Origin of the sequence: Endozoicomonas sp. SESOKO1 (assembly GCF_024606265.1) — a bacterium.
Lineage (GTDB): Bacteria > Pseudomonadota > Gammaproteobacteria > Pseudomonadales > Endozoicomonadaceae > Endozoicomonas.
In genome coordinates, this window is record NZ_JAHHPP010000323.1 from 1 (window position 1) to 5,830 (window position 5,830).

At 50.4% G+C, this 5,830-nt stretch carries 6 protein-coding genes; 4 read left to right on the forward strand and 2 right to left on the reverse strand.

Annotated elements, in window-relative coordinates; all coding sequences use genetic code 11:
- Positions 1-194: 194 nt before the first annotated feature.
- A complete protein-coding gene (galU, locus tag KDK13_RS14780) occupies positions 195-1,019 on the reverse strand; it encodes a UTP--glucose-1-phosphate uridylyltransferase GalU (protein WP_257285741.1) in 825 nt (274 codons plus the stop codon).
- 39 nt (positions 1,020-1,058) lie between these two features.
- Positions 1,059-2,426 (reverse strand): phosphomannomutase CpsG, encoded by a 1,368-nt coding sequence (gene cpsG, locus KDK13_RS14785; protein ID WP_257285742.1) that lies wholly within the window; start codon positions 2,424-2,426, stop codon positions 1,059-1,061.
- Positions 2,427-2,692: 266 nt separating this feature from the next.
- Here cpsG and KDK13_RS14790 point away from each other — a divergent pair, with 266 nt between their 5' ends.
- Genes KDK13_RS14790 through KDK13_RS14805 form a run of 4 tightly spaced genes read left to right on the forward strand, consistent with a single transcriptional unit; the run spans position 2,693 to position 5,661 of the window.
- Entirely contained in the window at positions 2,693-3,181 is a 489-nt protein-coding gene (locus KDK13_RS14790) for a RimK/LysX family protein (RefSeq protein ID WP_257285743.1), read from the forward strand.
- Positions 3,178-3,780: a hypothetical protein gene (locus KDK13_RS14795; RefSeq protein WP_257285744.1), complete on the forward strand. Its 603-nt coding sequence runs from the start codon at positions 3,178-3,180 to the stop codon at positions 3,778-3,780. The genes KDK13_RS14790 and KDK13_RS14795 overlap by 4 nt, the downstream gene beginning before the upstream one ends.
- Positions 3,781-3,808: 28 nt before the next feature.
- A complete protein-coding gene (locus KDK13_RS14800) occupies positions 3,809-4,510 on the forward strand; it encodes an ATP-binding cassette domain-containing protein (protein ID WP_257285745.1) in 702 nt (233 codons plus the stop codon).
- Complete coding sequence (locus KDK13_RS14805; protein ID WP_257285746.1) at positions 4,504-5,661, forward strand: ABC transporter permease; 1,158 nt, start codon at positions 4,504-4,506, stop codon at positions 5,659-5,661. The genes KDK13_RS14800 and KDK13_RS14805 overlap by 7 nt, the downstream gene beginning before the upstream one ends.
- Positions 5,662-5,830: the final 169 nt, after the last annotated feature.

The following is a 5,830-nucleotide window of genomic DNA, read 5'->3' on the forward strand; positions in this document are numbered from 1 at the left end:
CTAGGAGCCTGTCCGAGAATAGACTGCCCTACTGCGGTGGCAGCAAATTGGTCTATCACGCCGTGGAAGACCACCGCACCCGGCCAAAGCATCATCAGCAGTGGAACGGCAGCAGACCCACTATCTTCCGAACGGCCGGAATTACCAGTGCAGCGTGATTCAGCTGACCAAAGCAGAGATAAAGCAAACCTTTTTTAACGGTACAAATGGTCATAACAGTAATTGGTGGCCTCAATAAAGCCCTCAATACTGCCACAATCAAAACGTTCACCCTTGAACTTATAAGCCATTACGCAGCCACGCTGGGCCTGAGCCATCAACGCATCGGTAATCTGAATCTCGCCACCTTTACCAGGCTGGGTATCATGAATCAGGTCAAAGATGTCCGGTGTCAGAATATAACGACCAATAATGGCGAGATTGCTGGGCGCATCTTCTTTGGCCGGCTTTTCCACCATATTCTCAACCCGGATCAGGTCTTCCGAGATATACTGGCCAGCAATCACCCCGTATTTATGTACTTCATCCTGAGGCACCTCCTGAACCGCAACAATACTGCAACGGAACTGCTTGTAGAGTTGCGCCATCTGCGCCAGAACCCCCGGGCCGCCCAGGTTGATACAGAGATCATCCGCCAGCACCATGCCAAATGGCTGGTCACCAATCAGTGTCTGTCCGGTCAGTACTGCATGACCCAGCCCCTTCATCTCATGCTGACGGGTGTATGAGAAGGAGCACTGGTCGATCACACTGCGGATATCAGAGAGCAGGCTCTCTTTATCCGTACCAGAAATCTGATGCTCCAGCTCGTAGTTCACATCAAAGTGATCTTCCAGTGAACGCTTGCCTCGACCGGTGACAATGCAGATATCCGACATACCGGCCTGAAGCGCTTCTTCAACGCCGTACTCAATCAGTGGTTTGCTGACGATCGGCATCATCTCTTTGGGCATGGACTTGGTGGCTGGCAGGAACCGGGTTCCATAGCCTGCTGCTGGAAAAAGGCATTTTTTAATCATTTAAGGCTCTTTGTTTATCCAACTTAAATTGAAAAAATCTCAGTGACGAATCAGCTTCAGTAACTCTGCTGTTTTTTCCTGCATCAACCGTTCATCGCCACGACTTTCGACATTCAGACGAATCACTGGCTCGGTATTGGAAAGTCGCAGATTAAAACGCCAGCGCCCCATATCCAGGGAGATGCCGTCGGTGTTATCGACCTCCAGCGCATCTTGCTGATAGTGAGCCAATACTCGCTCTATAGCAGCCTGAGGGTCCGTCAGTTTGCTGTTAATTTCACCGGAAGACGGAAACATGGCGATACGCTCACTGACCAGCGCTGACAGGGGCTGCCCCTTCCTGGACATCAGCTCGGTGACCAGCAGCCAGGGAATCATGCCGGAGTCACAATAGGCAAAATCACGGAAATAATGATGCGCACTCATCTCACCACCATAAACCGCGTCTTCCTGACGCATCCGTTGCTTGATAAAGGCATGGCCGGTTTTGCACAGAACAGGCTCACCACCCGCCGCTTGTACCTGATCGATGGTATTCCATGTCAGCCTCGGGTCATGGATGATTTTTGCCTCAGGATTGTGGGCAAGAAATGCCTCTCCCAATAACCCGACGATATAGTACCCTTCGATAAACTGTCCCTGCTCATCAAACAGAAAGCAGCGATCAAAATCACCATCCCAGGCGATACCCATATCGGCCTGATGTTCCAGAACGGCGTCTGCTGTCGTCTGACGACAATCAGGCAGTAATGGATTAGGGATACCCTGGGGAAAATTACCATCCGGCTCATGGAGGACTTTGATAAACTCCACCGGCACACCGGCGGCACGGAATCGCTCCTCAATAGCATCCACCACATGCCCTGCCGCCCCATTACCGGCATTGACCACCAGCTTCATTGGCTTGAGGCTGTCAGCCTGGATATACCCAAGAACGTGGCTGATATAGTCATCCAGAACAGAGATCTTCTTGTAGTTGCCCCGCTGTGCAGCAGGCTCCCCAAACCGGTTCGCTTCTGCCAGCTGCTGAATCTCCCGCAAGCCGTTATCACCACTGATGGGTTGTGCACCAGCCTGCACCAGTTTCATGCCGTTGTAGTCAATCGGGTTGTGACTGGCGGTCACCTGAACACCACCATCAATCCCCAGATGAAATGTGGCAAAATAGATCTCTTCCGTGCCAGACAGGCCAATATCCAGAACATTGACTCCGGCATCACGCAGACCTTGTGCCAATGAGTGCTTCAGAGCTTCACTGGTCAGGCGGCTATCCCCACCCACAACCACATCTTTTGGCTTCAGGTACTCGCCATAGGCCCTGCCTATGCGGTAGGCAATAGCTTCATTGAGTTCATCCGGCAGGCGACCCCGGATATCGTACGCCTTGAAGCAGGGGAGCTTGTTCATTTCTCAGTCGCAACGAAAATTGAAGGACTGTATTTAACTACGAATCCCCTTAAATAGACAAATTGTGTCGTAAAGAAAATGCCTGCAAGTTAAACCGGGAAGTGCTTCTGTAACGATGCTGTTTTAGCAACTATCAAACCATCACCTGTATAGCCGATAGCTTTGAGATAAATACTGAACCGGGTAAAGCGGTTATCAGAGATATGAACAGGACAATCAAACACCTATCCACTTGGCCATCAGGACCACTGTTACGGCTCATTATCATGGTTTTCTTTTCAGGTTTATCGTTGTCGGCTCCAGGGGCCAGCCAGACCTGCACTGCAGATGGACGCCCGCTGTTTGGTTATCTGGAAAACGCCACGCTGGTCAATATTCACCAGCACAAGGTTGCATCACTGGTTGACAGCGGTGCTACCACCACCGCCCTGGATGCCCGTAACATCCGCATGCACATTAAGAGAAATGGGACCCGCTGGGTTTACTATGATTTTGTTCACAGGGAAAGCAGTCAGAAAACACCAATGCATCAACCGGTTAGCCGCGTTGCCAGAATAATCACCCACAAAGGGGCACCCAGTGAGCGGGCGGTGGTCCGAAACACGATAAAAATAGGTTCGATTACGCGCACTGTAGAAACGTCCTTAATCAGTCGCAGCAATTTTCCCCAACAGTTATTAATTGGTCGCAACTTTCTCAAAGATACCGCATTGATTGATTCAGGAAAGCGATACCTTCAGGAAAGCTGCCCATGAATATTGACCACAAAATCATTACTGACGCTGTGGCCTGCCTCGTACTGGGAATGACCATCGCCATAACGTCCAGCCATGGGAACCAGCGCTCCATTGGCCAGAGTGTTCACCGTGCCTATGAACCCGCTTCCATTCTGCTGGATGTTAACCTGCAAAAGAATACCCTTAGTCTGTTCTTCTTTATCTCCCCGGAGGCTGCAGCTACGATCACCAAGCGGCCGCTTCGTTCCCTGGCCCGGTACCTGAAAGAATTCACCCCGCTGGTTACACTCCCGGAAGATGCACAGTGCCGACAAACGCAAAAGCAGTTTCTTGTTGAGCCGCCAGACATGCCTTATCCCATGATTGAGTCGCCCCTTGCAAACACCAGCCCCAGAGAAATCAACGGCTATCTCGAATATGAATGCCAAAGCCCGGAAAACCTGTCTCACTTCACTTTCCTGGGGTTCGGGGCAATACCTGATTTAAGGCACACCAGCGTCTGGCTGGTCAGTGATCACTGGCAAAGTAAACAGCAGCTAAGCCCGGAGCAAAAGAATGTTCAGTTGCTGAAACCATCAGCAACGAGTGATTTCCTTCCGGAGTTTTTTCACGATTAAAAAGCTGTGTATTGAAAGAGGGCCACGCATGAGTCAGGCAGTTACCGTAGAAAAGCTTGAATTGAGCAGAGGAAAGAAAAACTGCCTGTCGATACCGCTGTTTACGGTAGAGAAGGGTGAACGCCTGCAGATTACCGGGTTGAATGGCTCTGGCAAGACCACGTTGCTGCAACTGCTGACCGGGTTACTGATACCCGACAGTGGCAGAATTGACATACTTGGCCAGCACATTGGCAGCCTGTCCAGATCCGAACGGGAAACATTTCGGGCCGGTCAGGTGGGTTACATTTTCCAGCAACCAACATTGATTCCTTATCTGAACCCGCTGGAAAACATTTTGCTCCCCTGTCGTTTATCCAAATGGCGCCAGCAGCGACTGAAAGACCGGAAAACCACCGCGAACTATGAGGCTTATCAGCTGATGGCCGCACTCAACATGGAGAACCCTGAACTGCTGCGCCAAAGCACTGGCAGGCTGAGCATTGGCCAGCAGCAACGGGTAGCTATTGCCCGTGCACTGATCGGCGCCCCTCCCCTGATTCTGGCCGATGAAGCCGCATCAGCGCTGGATCCGCAGACTCGACAAACCCTCTATGACATGTTGCTGAAAACCACCAGGGAGCATGGGCAGACATTGATCTGTATTGACCATACCCCATACCCGGGATTTGACCGCTGTCTTGATATGTCAGAAATCAACCATTCACAGCAGGTGGCCAGATTATGGTAAACATCAGCTGGCTCAGTAATACATTACTGAGCTTTCAACATGCCATGAAGAGCACGGGCTATCGAAAAAAAAATACGCTGACCATGCTGCTGGTTCTGACCGTTGGCTTTTACCTGGTTTTTCTGTTTCAGGGGATCAAGCAACAACTCATTGAAAACATTGATCGCTACTCACTGAAAAGTGACCTGATTATCAGCAAAGAAACACCGGCCATGCCGCTGGTTCTGTTCTCTCTGTTTAACGTGGGTTCACCACCACCCAAAATGAGCCTGGGCCTGCTGGGCGAGCTGACAAGCCATCCGGAGATTGAATACGCCATTCCCTATGCCTATGGCGAAACCCATCGGGGAATCCCCGTGATTGGCACCAGCGCCGAAGGGATAGGGCAAATGGCAGCAGAAGCAGCCAGCAATTCAGGATACCCGGAGAACCAACATCAACAGCCGGTCAGTCCTGAAACATCACCGTCAACCAACCAGCCAATGACGGCTTATATTGGAGTAAACATAGCGAATGAATTTGGTTACAAAGTCAGCGACCAGATGACGATTGCTGATGGCAACGAACCGGGGTCAGAACAAGAGTACAAAGAATTATTTACCATCGCCGGTATTCTGCCACGCCAGAATACCCACCAGGATGATCGTATTTACATCCCGATTGAGGGCCTGATAAAAGCACGAAAAAAATACGCTGAAGACCATAGGCCGAGCTGGTCAAGCCCTGATGATATCGCTTTTATCGATATAAAGCTGAGGGATCGCATGGCCCTTCTGGCTCTGGAAAAAAAACTGACCCAATCGGCCACAGAACAAGGCCTGGAGATAACCGTCGCGATGCCCGCCAGGGAGCTGGAGCTATTTTACGGTTACCTTAACAGGGCAACGGTCAGCCTGATTTCCATATCTTTTGTCACGCTCGGGTTGTGCCTGCTGACCCTTTTTTATGCGTTGATCAGTAACCTTCAGGAACGAAGACAGGAAATACGACTTTATCAGATGCTGGGAATGAGCCATACGTACATTATTATGATGTCTCTGCTTGAACCCCTGTTAATTATTTCCGGCGCTCTTTTCCTGGGCTTTATGGCCAGCGAAATACTGTCAGCCCATACCGCTGATTTTTTCCTGATAAAATGGTTAATTCATTAAGGCAATTTAAAGAAGTCTTTTTCTTGCTTCACCGGCTGATGGTCAGTTTTCACCGGGCAAGAGTCGAAGCTGATGGATTTCAACGAATGATTTCAGCTCATGGCGCCTACCGCATCCTCAGGCTTAGCCTGTCGCGGGGGAACTTTTATAAGAAAGAACGGTCTTAAGC